The sequence below is a fragment of the Streptomyces asiaticus genome (assembly GCF_018138715.1).
In the GTDB taxonomy this organism is placed as follows: Bacteria; Actinomycetota; Actinomycetes; order Streptomycetales; family Streptomycetaceae; genus Streptomyces; species Streptomyces asiaticus.
Window position 1 is genome coordinate 9,898,786 of sequence record NZ_JAGSHX010000006.1, and the last position, 19,039, is coordinate 9,917,824.

The following is a 19,039-nucleotide window of genomic DNA, read 5'->3' on the forward strand; positions in this document are numbered from 1 at the left end:
CCCGCTTATGCCGAACGAGGATGAACTGCTCAACCACCTGCGCTGGGTCACGGCCGAACTGCACGAAGCCCGCAAGCGCCTGAAGGAGCACGAGGCGGCCGCGCGCGAGCCGCTCGCGATCGTGGGCATGGCCTGCCGGTATCCCGGCGGGATCAGCTCACCCGAGGAGCTGTGGCAGCTCGTCGCCGACGAGCGCGACGCCATCACACCGCTGCCCACCGACCGTGGCTGGACCCTGGACGGGCTCCTGGACGACGACCCCGCGAGCCGTGGCAAGTCCTACGCGGGACATGGTGGTTTCCTCACCGAGGGCGACTGGTTCGACGCCGAACACTTCGGCATCTCGCCCAGGGAGGCGCTGGCCACCGACCCGCAACACCGCGTGCTGCTGGAACTGGCGTGGGAGGCCCTGGAACGGTCGGGCATCGCCCCGGACTCGCTGCGCGGCAGCCGCACGGGCGTGTTCACCGGGGTCATGTACCACAACTACGTCGACCGCCTCACCAGCGTCCCCGACGAGCTGGAGGGATACCTCGGCACCGGCAACTCCGGTGGCGTCGCCTCCGGCCGCATCGCCTACACCCTGGGCCTCGAAGGGCCCGCCATGACCCTCGACACCACATGCTCGTCCTCGCTGGTGGCGTTGCATCTGGCGGGGGAGTCGCTGCGCCGCGGGGAGTGCGATCTCGCGCTCGCCGGCGGGGCGACGCAGATGTTCACGCCTGCCGCTTTCGTGGAGTTTTCGCGGCAGCGGGGGTTGGCGGTGGATGGTCGGTGTAAGTCGTTTGGGGAGGGTGCGGATGGGACGGGGTTTTCTGAGGGTGCGGGGTTGGTGGTGTTGGAGCGGTTGTCGGATGCGGTGGCTTCGGGGCGTCGGGTGTTGGCGGTGGTGCGGGGTTCTGCGGTGAATCAGGATGGGGCGTCGAATGGGTTGACGGCGCCGTCGGGGGTGGCGCAGGAGCGGGTGATTCGGGCGGCGTTGGTCTCGGGTGGGTTGTCGGTGGGGGATGTGGATGTGGTGGAGGGGCATGGGACGGGGACGGTGTTGGGGGATCCGATTGAGGCGGGTGCGTTGGTGGGGACGTATGGGCGGCGGGTGGGTGGTGAGCCGTTGTGGTTGGGGTCGGTGAAGTCGAATATTGGTCATGCGCAGGCGGCTGCTGGGGTGGCTGGTGTGATCAAGATGGTGATGGCGTTGCGGTGTGGGGTGTTGCCGCGGTCGTTGCATGTGGATGTGCCTTCTTCGAAGGTGGAGTGGGGTTCGGTGCGGGTGCTGACGGAGGCGCGTGCGTGGCCGGTGGTGGACCGTCCCCGCCGCGCCGCCGTCTCCTCCTTCGGGGCGTCGGGTACGAACGCGCACCTCATCCTGGAACAGGCCGAACCGGAACCCGCCGCGCGGCCCGAGGCACTGGGCTCCGGCACCATGCCGTCCCGGCCGGACAACGCCGTGGTGCCGCTGGTGCTCACCGCCAGCACCCCGGCGGCGCTGCGGGCGCAGGCCGAACGGCTGCTCGACGTCGTCGACCACGACCTGACCGACCTCGCCCGCGCGCTGAGCACCACCAGGGCGACACTGCGCACTCGCGCGGTGTCGGTGGTTGGCACCGTCGCCCAGGCGCGCGCCGCCCTGCGCGCCGTGGCCGACGGGCAGCCCAGCGCCGACGTCGTCACCGGCACCGCGCGTGCGGAAACCCACGACGTCGTGTTCGTGTTCCCGGGGCAGGGGTCGCAGTGGGTGGGCATGGCGGCGGAGTTGTGGGAGTCGTCGCCGGTGTTCGCCGAGGCGATGGAGGAGTGTGCGGGGGCCATGGCGCCGTTCGTGGACTGGTCGTTGGCGGATGTGCTGGGCGATGAGAAGGCGCTGGCTCGGGTGGATGTGGTGCAGCCGGTGCTGTTCGCGGTGATGGTGTCGCTGGCGCGGTTGTGGCGGTCGTTCGGGGTGGAGCCCGCGGCGGTGGTGGGGCATTCGCAGGGGGAGATCGCGGCGGCGTGTGTGGCGGGCGCCTTGTCGCTGGAGGACGCCGCGCGGGTGGTGTGTGTGCGGTCGAGGCTGATCGCCCAGGAGCTGGCCGGGCACGGCGGAATGATGTCGCTGCCACTGCCTCTCGCCGAGGTGGAGGACCTGATCGCGTCCCGGGACGCGGAGCTGTCGATCGCGGCGGTCAACGGCCCGCTCTCGGTGGTGGTATCCGGCGCGCCCGAGGACCTCGACGAGCTGATGTCCCACTGCGCACGGCAAGACGTACGGGCCCGGCGGATCGACGTGGACTACGCCTCCCACTCCGCGCAGGTCGACATCCTCGCCGACGAACTCCTGCGCGCCCTGGACACCATCACTCCCCGCCAGGCCACGGTGCCGTTCTTCTCCACGGTGACCGGGCGGTTCGAGCCCACCGCCGCGCTGGACGCCGAGTACTGGCTGCGGAACCTGCGCCACCCTGTCCGTCTCGACTCCGCGGTACGTGGCCTCGCCGATGCGGGCTTCGACACGTTCATCGAGGTCAGCAGCCATCCCGTGGTGCTGCCCGGTGTGCAGGACACACTCGCGGAGCTGGACGTTCCCGCGACGACGGTGGGTACGCTGCGCCGCCGGTCCGGTGGCATGGACCAGTTTCTGCGTGCGCTGTCCGCGGCGTTCGCCGGCGGCGCGGCGGTGGACTTCGGCCCGCTGTGGGCAGACCGCCCGCCCGCCTTCGTCGACCTGCCCACCTACGCCTTCCAGCGTGAGCGGTACTGGCTCACCGACGCCGGAGGAGGCGACGTGTCCACGGTCGGTCTGGCTGGTGCCGGACACGGTCTGCTCGGCGCTGTGCTGGAGGTCGCCGAGACCGGGGACACCGTGCTGACCGGCTCGTTGTCCGTCGACTCCCACCCCTGGCTGGTCGATCACACCGTGCTCGGCTCGGTGATGTTCCCGGGCGCGGGCTTCGTGGAGATGGTGCTCAGGGCGGCGGACGAGGCCGACTGCGGGCGCGTCGAGGAACTGACCCTGCACACACCGCTGGTGTTCGAGGGCCATGAGCGGGTCGACGTCCAGGTGGCCGTGGGAGGCGACCGCGCCGGGCGTCGTGAGGTGACGGTGCACTCGCACGCGGCAGGCAGCTCGACGGCATGGGTGCTGCACGCGACCGCCACCGTGGCCCGCGAACCCGTCCCGGCACCCCCGGGCTGGGAGGCATGGCCACCCCCGGGCGCCGTCGAGGCGGACCTGGGCGACTTCTACGACGCCCTCGCGGCGGACGGCCTCCGGTACGGGCCGATGTTCCAGGGCGTGCGACGGGTGTGGCGCGACGGAGAGGTGCGCTACGCGGAGATCGCCCTGCCGGAAGGGGCCACCCCCGAGGGCTTCGTACTCCATCCCGTCCTGCTGGACGCGGCATTGCAGGTGATGGCGCACGGCAGTCTGGCGGAGGGCGAGACGTTCCTGCCGTTCACCTGGTCGGACATCTCGGTCTCCGCCTCCGGCGCCCGCGCGCTGCGGATGCGGATGGAGCCCCGGGGCGACAGCGGTGTGTCGTTGCTGGCCACCGACTCCCTGGGCGTCCAGGTGCTGGCCATCGGCGAGGTCGTCACCATGAAGCTCCCCGCCGGCAGGCCGATGTCCACCCACCGCGGATCGACCGCGAAGCTGCTGCGCGTCGACTGGGTACCGGCGCCCGCGGACACCCGGGTACTGATGCCCGTGGACACCTCGCCCCCGCCGAGGACGGCCGTCCTTCCGGGGTGGCCGGAGCCCATGGAGCCCGCCCCGTCCCCCTTCGACGGCCTCGACGCCCACCCGTACACCGGACTGGACACGCTGGCGGCCGCGATGGGCACCGGCACCGCGCCCGATGTCGTTCTGCTGCCTCTCGTGCCGCGGTCCGGCGACGCGGTGGCCGACGGGTACGAGCTCACCGGACATGCCATGGCCGCCATCCAGTCGTGGCTGTCCGACGACACATTCGCCGACGCCACGCTCGCGTTCGTGACCAGGGGGGCGTTCCCGGCCGGTCAGCGCCGGGGACCCGATCCGGCCGCGGCCGCCGCCGCGGGGTTCATCCGTTCGGCGCAGAGCGAGCACCCGGGGCGCTTCCTGGTCATCGACCTCGATCCCGACGCCGATCCGCCGCTGCTGCCGCCCGCTGCCGTCATTCCCGGTGACGAACCCGTCGTCGCCGTGCGGGGCGACGGGCTGTTCGTGCCCCGCCTCGCGGAGCACGCCCCCCTTCCCGCCCTCACCGTGCCCGCGGACACCGAGGCGTGGAGCGTGGACCTGGACTCCGCGGACACCCTGGACGACCTGGGCATCGTGCCCGCGCCCGACGCGCTGGCACCGCTGACGGAGGGCCAGGTCCGGCTGTCCGTACGCGCGATGGGCGTCAACTTCCGGGAAGTCCTGGTCGCCCTCGATGTGGTGCCCGGTGGGGACCGGCCCGCGGGCGGCGAGGCGGCCGGTGTGGTCACCGAGGTCGGTCCTGGCGTCACCGGCTTCTCGGTCGGCGACCGGGTGATGGGGCTGGTCACCGGCGCCTACGCCGGGCCGGTCGCCGTGGCCGACCACCGCACGCTGGTGCCGCTGCCCACCGGCTGGACGTACGCCCAGGGAGCGGCGGCGCCGGTCGCCTTCCTCACCGCCTACTACGGGCTGACCGACCTCGGGGGCGTCCGGCCCGGTGACCGGGTACTGATCCACGCGGCGGCCGGCGGCGTCGGCATGGCCGCGGTGCGGATCGCACGGCACCTGGGGGCCGAGGTGTTCGCCACGGCCGGCCCGGCGAAGTGGTCCGAGGTGCGGGCCGCCGGGGTCAGCGCCTCCCACCTGGCGTCCTCGCGGACCACCCGGTTCGAGCACGCCTTCCGGGAGGTGCTCGGAGAGCACCGGATCGATGTCGTACTGAACTCGCTGACCGGCGAGTTCGTCGACGCCTCCCTGCGGCTGACCGCCGAGGGAGGCCGGTTCCTGGAGATGGGCAAGACCGACATCCGCGACGCCGACGAGATCGGCCTGCACCACCCCTCGGTGCGCTACCGGGCGTTCGACCTGGTCCTCGACGCCGGTGCCGACCGGATCCAGGCGATGCTGGCCGAACTGGCCGCCCTGATCGGGCAGGGCGCGCTGACCCCGCTGCCGGTCCGCGCGTGGGACGTCCGCCGCGCCGCGGAGGCGCTGCGGTACGTCAGCCAGGCGCGCCACGTCGGCAAGGTCGTCCTCACCGTGCCCCGGCCGTGGGATCCGGCGGGGACGGTGCTGCTTACCGGCGCGAGCGGCACGCTGGGCGGCGTTCTCGCCCGGCACCTGGTCGCCGAGCGCGGGGTCCGCCATCTGCTGCTGCTCAGCCGCCGGGGGAAGGAGGCGGAGACAGCCGCCGCGCTGGAGGCGGAGCTCACCGCCCTCGGCGCGTCCTCGGTGACCTTCGCGGCCTGCGACGTCGCCGACCGGGAGGCGGTGCGCGGCGTCCTGGCCGCGATACCGCCGCGGCGCCCCCTCACCGCCGTCGTGCACGCCGCCGGTGCCCTCAGCGACGGTCTGGTCGGCTCGCTCGGCCGGCCGGACGTCGACGCGGTGTTCCGCCCCAAGGCCGACGGCGCCGCGGTACTCGACGAGCTGACCCGGCCGCACGACCTCGCGGGCTTTGTGATGTTCTCCTCGGCGGCGGGCGTCACCGGAAACGCCGGCCAGGCGAACTACGCCGCCGCCAACGCGTTCCTCGACGCACTGGCCGAACACAGGGCCGCCGAGGGCCTGCCCGCGCAGTCGCTGGCCTGGGGACTCTGGGCGGACACCAGCGATCTGACCGCGACGCTCAGCGAGACCGGCCGGGCGAGAATCGCCCGCTCCGGTGTGCGCGCGCTGTCCGCCGCGGCCGCGCTTGACCTGTTCGACCAGGCAGTCTCCCGCGACGAGGCCCTGCTGCTGCCCATCGACGTCGACCCGTCCGGCGAGGCGGAACCGCCGCCGCTGTGGCGCAACCTGGTGCGCCGCCGGGTCCGCCGGGTGGTCGCCGCGACACCCGTCGCCGAGACCTCGACCGCCGGCCTGCTGGCCGATGTTCCCGCGGCCGAACGGGTGCAGGTGCTGACGGACCTGGTGCGCGCGCACACGGCCGCCGTTCTCGGGCACGACGCCGACCGGGTGGACCCGCTGCGGGCGTTCGGCGAGATCGGCTTCGACTCGCTCAGCGCGGTCGAACTGCGCAACCGCCTCAACGCGGCCACGGGGCTCCGGCTGCCCGCCACGACGGTGTTCAGCAACCCCAACCCCCAGGCGCTGGCCCGGAAGCTGGCCGCCGAACTGTTTCCCGAGGCCGACGCGCCTGGGACCGACGCGCCTCAGGCCGACGTGGCTTGGGAGCAGGCCGGGGAGGAGCGAATGCGCGACGGGGCGCTGACCGACGTGGACATCGACGGCCTCGGCGTGGAGGAGCTGATGTCCCTCGCGCTCGGCACGGCCGAACCGCACACCTCCGAAGGTTGACTTCCTCTCCCTCCTGAAGGAGGGGGATTCCTACGGCTCGCGCTGTGGGGTTTCTGCTTCATCGCCGACTGCGCCATCCGGGAGGACTCCCGTTGAGGTCTTACATCAGCTCCACAGACAGACACCGCCAGCCCGGCGGCCAGAAGGTTCTTCGCGGCGTTCACATCACGGTCGTGGACCATTCCACAGTCGCACGTCCAGGTGCGGCCGTTGAGCGGCAGCTTCCCGGCGAGGGTGCCGGTGCCGCAGTGGGAGCACAGCTTGGAGGAGGGGAAGAAGCGGTCAACCGCGATCGTTTGATTCTCGCGCACGAGTCGAGTGGTCAGCTTGTGCAGGTGGTCGCGCCGACGGTCGGTGATCCTGGCGTGGATCCTGGCGACCTTGCGGCGGGCCTTGGCCCGGTTCGCGCCGTCGCCCCGGGCCTTCTTCGCCAGGCGCCGCTGCGCGAGCGCCAGACGCCGGTGGTCGCGGCGCTCGTGCCGGGGGTTGGCGACCTTCTCCCCGGTGGACAGGGCGAGCAGGTGACTGAGGCCGACGTCGATACCGACCGCGTTCTCATTGGCCGGCAGTGGCTGGACGAGCGGGTCCTCGACGAGGAGGGACACAAACCAGCGTCCGGCCGGGTCCTGCGACACCGTCACCGTGGACGGCTTCGCGCTCTCCGGCAGGGGGCGGGACCACACGATGTCCAACGGTTCCGTCATCTTGGCGAGGGTCAGCTTCCCGTCGCGGAAGCGAAACGCGCTGGTGGTGTACTCCCCGCTCTTGCGGGAGTTCTCCCGCGACGTGAACCGCGGGTACTTCGCCCGCTTGCCGAACAAGTTCGTGAACGCGACTTGCAGGTGCCGCAGCGCCTGCTGGAGGGGAACCGACGACACCTCGTTGAGGTAGGCCAGCTCTTTGGTCTTCTTCCACTGTGTCAGCAGAGCCGATGTCTGGTTGTAGTTGACCCGCTCCTGTCGCGCCCATGCCTCCGTACGGGCCGCGAGGGCCATGTTGTAGACCTTCCGCACGCACCCGAACGTGCGCGACAGCTCGGCCGCCTGCGCATTGGTCGGAGAGAAGCGGTACCGATAGGCCCGCTTCACGTATGTGGTCATGGCTCACAAACCAGCGCATCAGCTTGCGACTTCCTGCGGGTTCAAGTGGGCGGACGCCGACCCGCCCTGACGGCGAACCAGCTTTCCCTGCCCTGCGCCGCAGGAGTCCGTTTCCTCCCTGGCCTGAAGGCCGGGGTATCCACGGAGGAATCACGATGACCGTCTCACCCGACCGCCTCGTCGACGCGCTGCGCTCATCGGTCAAGGAGGCCGAGCGACTGCGGGAGCACAACCGGGCCCTGACCGAAGCGGCCACGGAGCCGATCGCCGTGGTGGCGATGGCCTGCCGGCTGCCCGGCGGCGCCGACTCGCCGGAGAAGCTGTGGCAGCTGGTCGACTCCGGTGCGGACGTGCTCACGCCCCTGCCCCGGGACCGGAACTGGGACCTGGAATCCCTCAGCCCCTTCGTCACGGACGCCTACTTCGTCGACGACGTGGGCGGATTCGACGCGAACCTCTTCGGCATCTCCCCCCGCGAGGCGGCCGCGATGGACCCTCAGCAGCGGCTGCTGCTGGAGGCCGCCTGGGAGGTGTTCGAACGCGCCGGGTTCGCGCCCGACGCGCTGCGGGACAGCGGCACGGGCGTATTCGTCGGCGCGGGACCGGGCGACTATCTGATCCGCCTCCTGGACAACCCGGACGCCGCGGAGGGCTATGTCGCCACCGGTACCGCGCCGAGCGTCACCTCCGGACGGATCGCCTACACTTTCGGCCTGCTCGGGCCCGCCGTCACCGTCGACACCGCCTGCTCCTCCGGGCTGGTCGCCCTGCACCTGGCCACCCAGGCGCTGCGTAAAGGCGACTGCTCGAAGGCGCTGGTCGCCGGGGTCTCGGTGATGTCCGCGCCATACGGCTTCGTCGAAATCGCCAAGCAGGGCGGCCTGGCCGCCGACGGACGCTGCAAGGCGTTCGCCGACGCCGCCGACGGCACCAACTTCGGTGAGGGCGTCGCCGCGGTGCTCGTTGAGCGGCTGTCCGACGCCCGGCGGCTCGGACATCCGGTACTCGCCGTGGTGCGCGGGTCCGCGATCAACCAGGACGGCGCCTCCAACGGGCTGTCCGCGCCCAACGGCGCCGCGCAGGAGGAGGTGATCCGGCAGGCACTCGCCGACGCGGGGATCCGCGCCGACGAGGTCGACGCCGTCGAGGCGCACGGCACCGGCACAACCCTGGGCGACCCGATCGAGGCGGACGCCCTGCTGGCCACCTACGGCCGGAACCGCGAGCACCCCCTGTGGCTGGGCTCGGTGAAGTCCAACGTCGGGCACACCCAGTCGGCCGCCGGCCTGGTCGGCCTGATCAAAATGGTGCAGGCGCTGCGTGCGGGCCGGCTGCCGAAGACCCTGCATGCCGACCGGCCGTCCCGGCACGTCGACTGGTCCACCGGACCGGTGCGCCTGCTGCGCGAGGCCCGGCCGTGGCCCGCCGCCGACCGCCCGCGCCGGGCCGGTATCTCCTCGTTCGGGATCAGCGGGACCAACGCGCACGTCATCGTCGAGAGCGTTCCCGTGCCCGAGGAGCGGCCCCGCACCGAGCTCTCCGGCCCGGTGCCGCTCATCCTGTCCGGCCGGACCGACAGCGCCCTGCGGGCCCAGGCGGCCCGGCTGCGCGCGCATCTGCTGGAGCGCGAGGAGCCGCTCGCCGATGTCGCGTTCACGCTGGCGACCACGCGCGCGCGGTTTCCGCACCGGGCCGTGCTGCCAGTGCTCGACCGGGCCGAGGCCCTCGAGTCGCTGCACGCCGTGGCCCTGGGAGAGCGGGCGCTCGGAACCGGCCGGCCGCCCCGCCGGGAGCGGGTCGCTTTCGTCTTCCCCGGACACGGCTCCCAGTGGACCGCGATGGGCGCGCGGCTGTGGGACGAGTCACCGGTGTTCGCCGAGGCCATGCGGGAGTGTGAGAAGGCGCTGTCCGCATACGTCGACTGGCCCCTGCGGGAGGCGCTGTCCGACGAGCGGGCGCTGGCCCGGGCCGAGGTCGTACAGCCGGCGCTGTGGGCGGTCATGGTCTCGCTCGCCGCGCTGTGGCGCTCGTTCGGTGTCGAGCCCGCCGCGGTGATCGGCCATTCCCAGGGCGAGATCGCCGCCGCCTGTGTCAGCGGTGGTCTGTCCCTTGAGGACGGCGCCCGTGTCGTGGCGCTGCGCAGCCGTCTCATCCACGAGCGGCTGTCCGGGCGCGGGGCGATGATGACGGTGATGGCCTCGCCGGACCGCGTGCGCGAACTGCTGGCGGACGACGGGACGGACGCCGTGTCCATCGCGGCCGTCAACGGCCCGCAGAACGTGACCATCTCCGGTGACCCGGCGGCGCTGGACGCCGTCGAGCGCCGGCTGTCCGCCGCCGGGATCATGCGCTGGCGGCTCGCCGGGGTGGACTTCGCCGCCCACTCACCCCATGTCGACGGGATCGAGGCCGATCTGCTGGAGGCGCTGGCTCCGGTCCGGCCCCGCCCGGGGAAGGTGCCGTTCTACTCCACGGTGACCACCTCCCGCCTGGACACGGAGGAGCTGGACGCCGGGTACTGGTGCCGCAACCTGCGGCGGACGGTGAACTTCGCCGACACGGTGGACGTCCTCGTGGCGGACGGACACGGGCTCATGGTCGAGGTCAGCCCGCACCCGGTACTCGCGCACATCACCGCCGCGGGCCCGGTGCTGGACACCCTGCGCCGCGACGACGGCGGACTGCACCGGATGCTGGCCTCGCTGGCCGCCGCCGACCTGCACGGCCTGCCGGTGGACTGGACAGCGGCGCTGCCCGGGGCCCGCGCCGTGGACCTGCCGACGTACGCGTTCCAGCGCGAGCGCTACTGGGTGGCCCCCGCGGAGCGGACGACCGGGGACCCCGCACCGGCGGCGAGCCCCCTCGACCGGTTGCGCTACCGGACCGACTGGACCCCGCTGCGGCTGTCCGCCGATCCGGTGCTGGCCGGCACCTGGCTGGTCGTCACGGACCGGGCCGACGCCTGGTCCGACAGCGTCCTCGACGCGCTGCGGCGGTACGGCGCCGAGGTGGCCGTCCGGGCACCGGGCGAACTCGACCTCGCCGCCCTCCCCGAGCCGGCCGGTGTCCTGGCGCTGCTGGCCCACGACGAGGACCCCGAGCCGGACCACCCCGCCGTCCCCGGGGGCTTCGCCCGGACCGTGCGGCTGGTGCGGCAGTTGGGCACGGCGGGCGTCGAAGCGCCGCTGTGGTGTGTGACCAGGGACGCGGCACGATCCCCGGCGCAGGCGATGACCTGGGGATTCGGAAGGGTGGCCGGGTTCGAGCGGCCGCGCGCGTGGGGCGGTCTCATCGACCTGCCGCAGCCGTTGGACGACACCGGCCAACGCCGGATCGCCGCCGTGCTGCTGGGCGACAGCCACGAGGACCAGGTCCGCATCGACCGCGACGGAGCGTTCGGACGGCGGATCGTGCGCGCCCCCGCGCCCCCGGAGGGCGGAGGAGACTGGCAGGTCCGCTCCACTGCCCTGGTGACCGGTGGCACCGGCGGACTCGGCAGCCATGTCGTGCGCTGGCTGGCGGCCGAGGGCGCGGAGCACGTGATCGTGGTGAACAGGCGCGGCACGGACGCTCCCGGCGCGCGCGAACTGGCCGCGGACCTCGCCGGCTCGGGGACGCGACTCAGCATCGTCCCCTGCGACCTGTCGGACCGCGCCGCCCTCGCCCGGGTGATCGACTCCATCGACCCGGCGGCACCTCTGCGCACCGTGGTGCACACCGCCGCCGTACTGGACGACGCCGCGATCGACGCCCTGACCATGGAGCAGTTCGACCGGGTCTTCGCGGTCAAGGCACGGGGCGCGGCCCATCTGCACGAGCTCACCCGTGACCTGGACCTCGACGCGTTCGTGCTGTTCTCCTCGCTCGCCGGCACGGTCGGCGCCGCGGGTCAGGGCACCTACGCACCGGCCAACGCCTACCTGGACGCGCTGGCCGAACAGCGGCGTGCCGAGGGGCTGCCGGCCACGTCGATCGGCTGGGGGGTGTGGGCCGGGGACGGGATGGGCGACGGCCCCCTCGGGGAGGCCGCGCGACGGCACGGAGTACCGGGAATGTCCCCGCGGGACGCGACAGCGGCGATGCGGACGGCGGTGGAACACGGCGACACCGCGATCGTGCTCGCCGACATCGAGTGGGACCGCTATCACACGGCGGTCACCGCGTCCCGGCCGAACCCGGCGCTCTCGCAGATCCCCGAGGTCAGGTCGCTGCTCACCACCGAGACCGCTCCGGCGGAGGCCACCGATCCGCTCGCGGTCGTACGCGCCCAGACCGCGGCGGTCCTCGGCTACGCCTCCGGGGCCCAGGTCGAGCCGTACCGGCCGTTCAACGAACTGGGATTCGACTCGGTGACCGCCGTCGAGTTCCGCAACCGCCTCAACGCCGTGACGGGGCTGTCCCTGGTGACCACTGTGGTCTACGACCACCCGACGCCCGCCGCGCTCGCCGACCACGTGCGCGGCGAGCTCGGCGGCGGCAGCCCGGACGGGACCCCGGCGCACCCGGTGGCCGGCCCGGACCTCACCACCGACCCCGTCGTCATCGTCGGAATGGCCTGCCGCCTCCCCGGCGGCGTCACCTCGCCCGACGAGCTGTGGGACCTGCTCGCCGAGGAGCGCACCACGGTGGGGCCCCCGCCGCCCGAGCGGGGGTGGGACCTCGCCGCCCTGCCCGCGGACTGTGTGACCACGGCCTCCTACCTGGACGACATCGCGGCCTTCGACGCGGAGTTCTTCGGGATCTCGCCCAGGGAGGCCATGGCCATGGACCCGCAGCAGCGGCTGGTCCTGGAGACCTCGTGGGAGGCGCTCGAGCACGGCGGCATCGCGCCCGGCAGCCTGGCCGGCAGCCGCACCGGTGTGTTCCTCGGCAGCACCGGCCAGGACTACTACGCGCTCCTGACCGGGGCCGCGGCCGACAGCGCCGCCGGACACGCGGGCACGGGCAGCGCGGGCTCGGTGCTCTCCGGCCGGGTCGCGTACGCGCTCGGACTCGAGGGACCCGCCGTCACCGTCGACACGGCGTGCTCCTCCGGTCTTGTCGCCCTGCACCTGGCCGCGCAGTCCCTGCGGAACGGCGAGTGCGCCACGGCGCTCGTGGGAGGGGTGACGGTCATGACCACCCCCACGGGCCTCGTCGAGTTCTCCCGCCAGGGCGGGCTGGCCCCCGACGGGCTGTGCAAGGCGTTCTCCGACTCCGCCGACGGCACCGGATTCGCCGAGGGCGCGGGCATGCTCGTGCTCCAGCGGCTGTCCGACGCCCGTGCCGCGGGTCGCCGCGTATGGGCCGTGGTGCGTGGTTCGGCGATCAATCAGGACGGCCTGTCCAACGGCCTTTCGGCGCCCAACGGCCGTGCCCAGCGGGAGGTCATCCGCCAGGCCCTGGCGAACGCGCGCCTGTCCGCTGGGGCCGTCGACGTGGTCGAGGCGCACGGCACCGGGACACCACTCGGCGACCCGATCGAGGCCCACGCCCTGCTGGCGGCCTACGGGCAGGACCGGGCACGGCCGCTGCTCATCGGGACACTGAAGTCCAACATCGGCCACACCCAGGCCGCCGCCGGTGTCGCGGGCGTGATCAAGACGGCGCTGGCCCTGCACCACGGCACGGTGCCCGCGACCCTGCACGCCGGCACGGCGTCGTCCCATGTGGACTGGACGGCGGGCAGCGTCGAGCTGGCCCGCGACAGGACCCCGTGGCCCGACACCGGCGCACCGCGCCGGGCCGGGGTCTCCGCGTTCGGCATCTCGGGCACCAACGCGCACGTCGTGCTGGAGGCGGACACCCCGCCGCCCGACGAGCCGCGGACGACCGGGGAGAAGGCGCTGATTCCGCTGGCCGTGTCCGGCCGGGGGCCGGAAGCCCTCGCGGAGCAGGCGAGGCGGCTGTCCGCGCTGCTGGACGGCGGGACCGATCCGGTGGACATCGGCTGGTCCCTGGTCACCACGCGCTCGCCGCAATCCCACCGGGCCGTGGCCCTCGGCCGGGACCGCGCCGAGCTGGCCGCCGGACTCACCGCCCTGGCGAGCGGCACCTCCACACCATCGGTGGTCTCCGCCGTGGCCGCCGGCCAGGACCCGCGCCCCGTCTTCGTCTTCCCCGGCCAGGGCTCCAGCTGGGCCGGGATGGGACGCGCGCTGATCGAGTCCTCGCCCGTGTTCGCGGCCTCGATGGCCGAGTGCGCGCGGGCGATGGCCGCCGAGGCCGACTGGGACCTGCTGGAGGTGCTCGGCCAGGAGGACATGCTGCGGCGGGCCGACGTCGTCCAGCCCGCCCTGTTCGCGGTCATGGTGTCGCTGGCCCGGCTGTGGGAGTCCTACGGCGTCACCCCGGCCGCCGTGGTCGGGCACTCCCTCGGCGAGTACGCCGCCGCGTGCGTGGCGGGCGCGCTGACCGTCGAACAGGCGGCGGTCGCGGTCGTGCGACGCGGCCGGGTGATCGCCGACCGGCTGTCCGGCGACCATGGAGTGCTGTCCGTTCCGCTCGCCGCCGAACACGTCCGCTTCGACGGCGTCGAGATCGCCGCGTTCAACGGGCCCTCGTCCACGGTGGTCGCCGGGGCCAACAGCGCACTCGAGCGCGTGCTGGAAGCCGTGCCCACGGCCAAACGGGTGCCGATGGACTACGCCTCGCACACCTCCGCCGTCGAGACGGCCGAGGACGCGCTGCTCGCGGAGCTGGCCGGACTGAGCCCGAAGGGCGCCGACGTCCCGTTCTACTCCACGGTCACCGGGGGGAGGCTGGACACCGCGGCCCTCGACGCGTCCTACTGGTACCGCAATCTGCGCAACCCGGTGCTGTTCGAGACGGCCGGCCGTCGGCTGATCGAGGACGGGCACACGGTGTTCATCGAGATGAGCCCGCGCCCGCTGCTGGCGGCGGCCCTGCACCAGACGGCGGAAGCGCTGGACCAGCAGGTGCACACCGTCGCGTCGCTGCGCCGCGACGACGGCGACATGGACCGCTTCCTGCGCTCGCTCGCCGACGCGCACACCCGCGGCGTGGCGGTGGACTGGAGCCCCGCGCTGCCCGGTGGCAGGACTGTCGCGCTGCCGACGTACGCCTTCCAGCGCAAGCGGTTCTGGCCGACGGCCCGGCCACCGCGGCGCCCCGGCCAGACACATCCGCTGCTGGGCCCCGCCGAAGAGCTCGCGGGCTCCTCGGACGTGGTGTTCACCAGCACCCTCTCCACCCGGACCCACCCATGGCTTGCCGACCATGTGGTGCGGGACTCGGTGCTGCTGCCGGGCACCGCGTTCCTGGAGATGGCGGTCCGGGCCGCCGACGAGACCGGCTGCCATGCAGTCGCCGAACTCGTCCTGGAGGCGCCGCTCGTACTGACCGGCGGCGACATCCGGATCCAGCTGACGGTGCACGGCCCCGACGCGTCGGGGGACCGGCCGTTCTCCGTGCACAGCCGGGGCGAGCACGACTGGGCGCGACACGCCACCGGCCGCCTCTCGGCGGTGGCGTCGCCGGTTCCTCCGGCCACACCGGTGTTGCCGCCCGACGCCGAACCGCTCGCACTGGACGACTTCTACGGTGAACTCGACGGCGCCGGCTACCGGTACGGCGAGTCGTTCCGCGGCATGCGCGCGGCCTGGCGGTCGGGTGACGAGCTGTTCGCCGAGGTCGCCCTGGCCGACGCGGTCCCCACCGACGGGTTCCAGCTGCATCCCGCGCTGCTGGACGCGGCCTGCCAGGCGATGACGCTGGCCGGCGGGGACGAGCCGGGGCTGCCGTTCCTGTGGTCCGACGCCGAACTGCACGCACACGGAGCGCGGGAGCTGTTCGTCCGCCTCGCCCCGGCCGGGCCCGACGCGATGTCGATCACCGCCGTCGACCACGAGGGAACGCTCGTGTTCCGCGCGGGCCGGCTGCTCACCCGGCCGTTCGCCCGGCCCGGCACGGGCGCCGTGCCCGCGGACTCGCTGTTCACCGTCGACTGGGTCCCGCTTCCGGAGCCGGGACCCGCCGCCGACCGGGAGTGGGCGGTGCTCGACGGCCCCGAGGCCGACCACGGGCTCGGCCTTCCCGCGTTCACCGAGCCGTCCGCCGTGCCCCCGGGTAGGTCGATCGTGCTGACGGCCGCGGACGCGTCCGCACCGCACCGGATCCTGGCCGCCGTGCAGGCCGTGATCGCCGCCGACCGTCCCGAACCGCTCATGGTGCTGACGCATCACGCGGTGGCCGTGGTCCCCTCGGACGAGCCGGTGCCCGACCGGGCGGCGGTGTGGGGGCTGCTGCGCACCGCGCAGTCCGAGCACCCCGGCCGGTTCGTGCTGCTCGACAGCGACCGGCCGGTGACCACGGCCGACCTCCGCGACGCCCTGGCGACCGGGGAACCGCAGGTCGCCCTGCGGGGAGGCGACCGGTACGCGCCACGGCTGAACCGGTGGCCGGCCGCGCTGGAGCCGCCCGCCGGTGAGGAGTGGAACCTCACCGCCTCGCCGACCGGCAGCCTGGACGATCTCGCGCTGACCCCCCGTACGGTCGAAGCGCTGACCGACGGACAGGTCCGGATCGCCGTCCGGGCCGTCGGGGTCAACTTCAAGGACGTGCTGATCACCCTTGGCATGGTGCCCGGCGACCTGACCCGGCTCGGGGTGGAGGCCGCGGGAGTCGTGCTCGACGTCGGTCCCGGCGTGCGCTCCCTGCGCCCCGGCGACCGGGTGTTCGGCCTCGCCGACGCCGCGTTCGGCTCGGCGGCCGTCACCGACCAGCGGCTGCTGGCGCGGATACCCCACGGCTGGAGCTTCGCCCGGGCCGCGAGCGTGCCCGCCGTCTTCCTCACCGCCTACTACGCACTGCGCGATCTGCTCGGCATCCAGCCGGGGCAGCGGATCCTGGTGCACTCGGGCGCGGGTGGTGTCGGAATGGCGGCGATCCAGCTCGCCAGGGTGTGGGGCGCCGAGGTGTTCGCCACCGCGAGCGAGCCCAAACAGGATGCCGTCGCCGGACTCGGGGTCGCCCGGGACCACATCGCCTCCTCCCGGACGCTCGACTTCGAGCGGGCCTTCACCGAGGTCACCGGCGGCAAGGGAGTGGACGCCGTGCTGAACTCGCTCGCGGGCGAATTCGTGGACGCCTCACTGCGGCTGCTGCGCCCTGGCGGCCGGTTCGCGGAGATGGGCAGGACCGACATCCGCGAGGACGGCCCCGCCGGCGTGGAGTATCTGCCCTTCGACCTGTCGGACGCGGGGGAGGAGCGGATCGGCGAGATGCTGGCCGAACTGCTCACCCTGTTCGACACCGGGAAGCTGGAGACCCTGCCGGTCACCACATGGGACATACGCCGGGCGCCCAGCGCGTTCCGGTATCTGAGCCAGGCCCGGCACGTGGGCAAGGTGGTGCTGACCGTCGGCCGGGACCTCGACCCGGACGGCACCGTGCTGCTCACCGGTGGCACCGGCGGACTCGGCGCGTCGCTGGCCCGGCATCTCGTCACGACACGCGGCGTGCGCAGCCTGGTCCTGGTGAGCCGCACCGGGATCGACGCACCCGGGGCTCGCGAACTGCGGGACGAACTGACCGGGGCCGGCGCCTCGGTCACCGTGGCCGCCTGCGACATCGCCGACCGCGCGGCACTGGGCCGGGTCCTCGACGCCGTCCCGGCGGCGCACCCGCTCACGGCCGTGGTGCACGCCGCGGGGGTGCTGGACGACGCGACCATCGGCGAACTCGACGCCGGCCGGCTGGAGACGGTGCTGCGGCCCAAGGCCCAGGGCGCGCGCCTGCTGCACGAGCTGACCCAGGACCTGGACCTCAGCGCGTTCGTGCTGTTCTCCTCCGCCGCGGGGGTGTTCGGCGCGGCGGGGCAGGGCAACTACGCCGCCGCCAACGCCGTGCTCGACGCCCTCGCCCAGCACCGCGGGGCGCGGGGCCTGCCCGCCGTGTCGATCGACTGGGGGCTGTGGGACCTCCCCAGCGCGATGACCGAGGGCCTTGACCACGCGCGCTTCGCGCGGTCGGGCCTGATGCCGCTGGCCGAGGAGCAGGGCCATGCGATCTTCGACCACGTGGCCGCCGGCGGGGACGCCCAGGTCGTCGCCGCCCGGCTGGACCTGACGGTCTTCCGCGACCTGCCGGACCCGCCCCGGCTGATGGCCGGGCTGGTGCGCGGACCGCGCAAGACGGCGGGCACCGTCGCCGCGAGGCCGGCGCGTACCGAGGAGGGGCTGCTGGAGACGGTGCGCGCCACGGCGGCCGACGTACTCGGTTACGCGGGCACCGAGGAGGTCGACCCGGCAGGTCTGTTCGCGGAGCTCGGCCTGGACTCGCTGACCGCCGTCGAACTGCGCAACCGCCTCGCCTCGGCCACCTCGCTCAGGCTGCCCACCTCGATCGCCTTCGACCATCCGACTCCGGCCCGGCTCGCCCGGCACCTCCTGACCCAGCTGAGCGTCGAACCCGCCGCGGCGACGGCGCCCGCGCCACCGCCGTCCGACCTGGTCGCCGACCTGTGCGCGGCGGCGTTCGAGGCGGGCGACGGGAAGCGGGCGTTCGACCTGCTGCGTACCGTCGCCCGTAACCGCCCGACCTTCCGCACCGAACCGGGCACACCGGCCTTCACCCCGCTGGGGTCGGGCGCCGAGGCCCCCCGGCTGGTCTGTCTGACCCCCTTGGTGCCGCTGGCGGGGGCTTACACCTATGCCCGGTTCGCCGCCGGGTTCCGGGGCAGCCGCACGGTCGACGTCCTGGCCACCCCGGGCTTCCTCGACGGCGAGCCACTGGCGGAGTCGGGGGAGGTCCTGGCCCGGGTGCAGACCGAGCGGGTCCTCGCCAGGACCGGGGACGACCCGTTCGTCCTGGTGGGATATTCCTCGGGAGGGCTGCTCGCCCTGGCGATGGCCGCTTTGCTGAGCGAACGCGGCGCACCGCTGCGGTCGGTCGTGCTGCTGGACACGTATCTGCCCCCGCCGGACCGGATGGACGAGTTCGTCGCCGCGCTGATGCGCGGCATGACGGACCGCCGCGACGTCGTGCGGGGCCTGACCGGTACCGGGCTTTCGGCGATGGCGTGGAACTGCGATCTCTTCGCGGAATGGTCCGCGGCGCCGCTGCCGGTGCCGGTGCTGTCCGTACGGGCCGACGTTCCGCTGCCGGCCGGTGACGGCTCAGCGCCGGTCGTCACGCGCGCGGATGTCCGCACCACGTGCGGCGATCACTTCACCCTGCTGGAGGAGCACGCTTCGCGGACGAGTGCCCTGGTGGCCGAGTGGCTGGCCGGGGACGGGCACGGGGACGAGCACATGGCGCCGTAAGGCCGACGCGTCGCCCGGCCCGGCCGGTACACGCCGGTGGCGGAACTGCCCGGGGCAGTTCCGCCACCGGCGAATCCTGGGTAAATGCCTGGCGTTTGCTCGTTCGCCGACGCTATGCCCACGGTGAACCGGAAGATGTGGAAGAGGCCGTTCCCCGGGTGTCCGCGGGTGTGAGCCTCCCCCTGCCGGGCGCCAGGCCGGCGGGCATGACCGACCCC

Annotated in this window: 2 protein-coding genes and 1 pseudogene; 2 read left to right on the plus strand and 1 reads right to left on the minus strand. The window is 73.4% G+C overall.

The window, feature by feature from the left end:
• Nucleotides 1-7: 7 nt before the first annotated feature.
• Nucleotides 8-6,457 carry a type I polyketide synthase gene (locus tag KHP12_RS49395; RefSeq protein WP_211834767.1) on the plus strand — a complete coding sequence of 2,150 codons (6,450 nt, stop codon included), beginning with the start codon at nucleotides 8-10 and terminating at the stop codon, nucleotides 6,455-6,457.
• A 203-nt stretch (nucleotides 6,458-6,660) separates the two neighbouring features.
• Here KHP12_RS49395 and KHP12_RS49400 read toward each other — a convergent pair.
• A pseudogene (locus KHP12_RS49400) lies at nucleotides 6,661-7,557 on the minus strand (RNA-guided endonuclease InsQ/TnpB family protein); the annotation flags it as partial.
• 155 nt (nucleotides 7,558-7,712) lie between these two features.
• Between KHP12_RS49400 and KHP12_RS49405 the strand changes: the two are divergent.
• Nucleotides 7,713-18,821 carry a type I polyketide synthase gene (locus KHP12_RS49405; protein WP_211834769.1) on the plus strand — a complete coding sequence of 3,703 codons (11,109 nt, stop codon included), beginning with the start codon at nucleotides 7,713-7,715 and terminating at the stop codon, nucleotides 18,819-18,821.
• Nucleotides 18,822-19,039 lie beyond the last annotated feature (218 nt).